The organism is Methanocrinis sp., assembly GCF_049974945.1.
GTDB lineage: Archaea > Halobacteriota > Methanosarcinia > Methanotrichales > Methanotrichaceae > Methanocrinis.
The window spans coordinates 1-2,870 of record NZ_JBNGCU010000081.1 but is presented as its reverse complement, the minus strand read 5'-3'; the positions used below and the strand labels follow the sequence as shown (position 1 = coordinate 2,870).

The 2,870-nt window shown below is 57.9% G+C and carries 1 protein-coding gene; it reads left to right on the top strand.

The window, feature by feature from the left end; translation table 11 throughout:
- Positions 1-331 precede the first annotated feature (331 nt).
- A partial coding sequence (locus ACP5EL_RS08115; RefSeq protein ID WP_428402008.1) for a C25 family cysteine peptidase occupies positions 332-2,870 on the top strand: 2,539 nt, incomplete at its 3' end.

The following is a 2,870-nucleotide window of genomic DNA, read 5'->3' as shown; positions in this document are numbered from 1 at the left end:
AACAAATAGAGTGGGCTAACAAATAGAGTGGGCTAACAAATAGAGTGGGCTAACAAATAGAGAGGGTGGGAAAACGTTTAATACCATCCCTCGATAAGAATTATTTATCCTCTCCAGGGAGAGGACCATCAGCGCAATCGGATAAACCGGATTATGGGTTTAGCAGTTCCGACCTCTAAATACTGGCGAAGATGAACAATCGCAGATCTTGCGCGAAGGGGGTACATCTTGCCGAAGAATAAGGGAGGGGATCGTATATGGCCGTATTTGAGGTAAGAGCATGAGGCGTCGATCGACGATCTGTTTGACCTGCTCTTTGCTGGTCTTGAGCATGAGCTTTATTCTATTCTTTTCATCCGCCCCGGCCCAGGGCCTCGGCCAGGGCGAGAGCGTCATAAGGTGGCAATACCGGCCGGAGGAGCCGATAATCCAGGTGGGCTTCGGGGGTGAGATTCTCCCTATGGGCGCCCAGAACGCCACAAAGTCGATCAGGATCCCTGGGCTTGAGAACAGGATCATTCCGGGAGAGCCGGTCGTTCCCTTCAGAACGGCTCGGATACTGATCCCCTTCGGGGAGGAGATACAGGATGTAAAGGTCCTTCCCGGGGAGAAGAAGAACCTCGGCAAAATTCTGATCGAGCCAGGCCAGGACCCTCTCCCGATCAGCTTTTCAGGGAACTACACCTTCACGCCCCTAAACGAGACGACCTACGGGTCGATGGAGCCTTACCCCAAAGACGTCTACTCTGTGGTGGGGCTTCAGGAGAAGCAGGGCTATAAAATTCTTTATATAAATCTTTACCCCATCATGTACATCCCCAAGACGAAGGACACCTACTACTTCGGCACCTTCGACCTGGAGGTGAAGACCGCTCCGGCAGAGACCCTGGATCGGGGGCTCTTCAGAGGATCTCCCGACGACGGTGAGCATGTAAAGAGGATGGTGGACAATCCGGACGAGGTCTCCACCTACCCGAAGGATATAGTGCCTACAGGGTCTTCTTCTCTCCTGGAAAAAGATTACGATTATGTTATAATCACGAACAGCGCCCTGAAGAACGCTCCAGGGCCCTACAACTTCACCGCCCTCCTCGACTGGAAGAGGTCTAAGGGCATCGATGCCACCATCGTCACCGTGGAGGAGATATACGCCATATACCCCGGGGCCGACGAGCAGGAGAAGATCAGGGGCTTCATAAAGGACGCCTATCTCAACAACGGGATCACCTACGTCCTTCTTGGAGGGGACGCCGACAATAGCCGCTCGGGCGGGGACAGCTGGGATCGCATCATTCCCGCGAGAGGCCTGTGGGCCTGGGATTATGAGACGAGCCCCCCGAAGATCCCCTCAGACCTCTACTACGCCTGCCTCGACGGAAACTACGACTACAACGGAAACGGCATCTACGGCGAGCCCGGAGACGGCCCCGGCGGCGGCGAGGTGGACCTCATGGCCGAGGTCTACGTGGGGAGGGCTCCCGTCGACTCTTACGCTGAGCTCTCCAACTTCGTGCGAAAGACGATCGCCTACGAGTCCGCTTCCAGCGACCCCTACCTCAAGGAGGTCCTGATGGTGGGCGAGTACCTGGGGTTTGGGGGCGTCAGCGACTGGGGCGGAAACTCCCTGGACGAGATCAAAGACGACTCCGAAGCCAGCGGGTACAACACCGCGGGATTTCCCGCCGATTACACGAAGTTCAGCCTCTACGACCGGGATCGGGAATGGGATAAATCAGACCTCACAGAGGAGATCGACGGCAACGTCCACGCCATAAACCACCTCGGTCACGCCAACGTCGGAAGCGCCATGAAGATGAAAGCCGACGACGTCGGCAGCCTCAGGAACGATCGGTACTTCTTCGGGTACAGCCAGGGCTGCTACGCCGGCTCCTTCGACAATCGAGACCCGGACGGCATCTATCTGCCCGACGACTCTGTTCTCGAGCATTTCGTCACCGAACCCCACGGCGCCTTCTCTTTCGTGGGCAACTCGCGGTTCGGCTGGGGCAGGAGGTCCACCACCGACGGGCCGTCCCAGAGGTACCACCGACAGTTCTGGGATGCCGTATTCGGCGAGGGGATCGAAGAGATCGGCCGGGCCCTCCAGGACGCCAAGGAGGACAACCTGGGATCCATCGACGGGACCAGCGACGGTAATGTGATGAGGTTCTGCTACTACGAGATCAACCTCCTGGGAGATCCAGAGACCAGCTTCCATAAGCCCTTCACAGCGAGCCACGACCTGGCGGTCGTCGAGATGGAGATTCCGAGCTACACCAAGCCCGATCGGCCAGTGGAAGCGAGGCTGATCGTCAAGAACAAGGGGCTGGAGGACGAGAGGAACGTGACAGTCCAGCTTCTGGAGGGTGGGGTCGTCAGGGACTCGGAGACGATATCAGACCTTCCCAGCGGCGGATCTGTCGAGGCGAGCCTCTCCTGGTCGGAGTCGGTCGAGGGGAGGTACAGCCTGGAGGCGTGGGTTCTGAGGGTCGAGGGCGAGGAGTTCACCGAAGACAACCGCCAGGAGAGGTCGGTAGAGGTCTTCGAGAACCGGAGCCTGATTCTGCTGGTGGACGACGACGAGGATGCAGATTACGAGATCTACTACGAACAGGCTCTTGCCGCCAGCGGCCGCGGCTACGTCAAGGCCGATGGACCTCCGAGCAGAAGCGAGCTCTCGTCCTTCGACTGCGTGATATGGCTTACGGGCAGGGACTTTACCACCACACTCACCGGGGAGGACCAGGCGAACCTGGCCGCTTATCTCGACGCTGGCGGGAGCCTCTTTCTGTCCGGCCAGGATATCGGCTACAACATCCAGGACACCGACTTCTATCGGGATTACCTCCAGGTCGAGTACGTGAAGGACA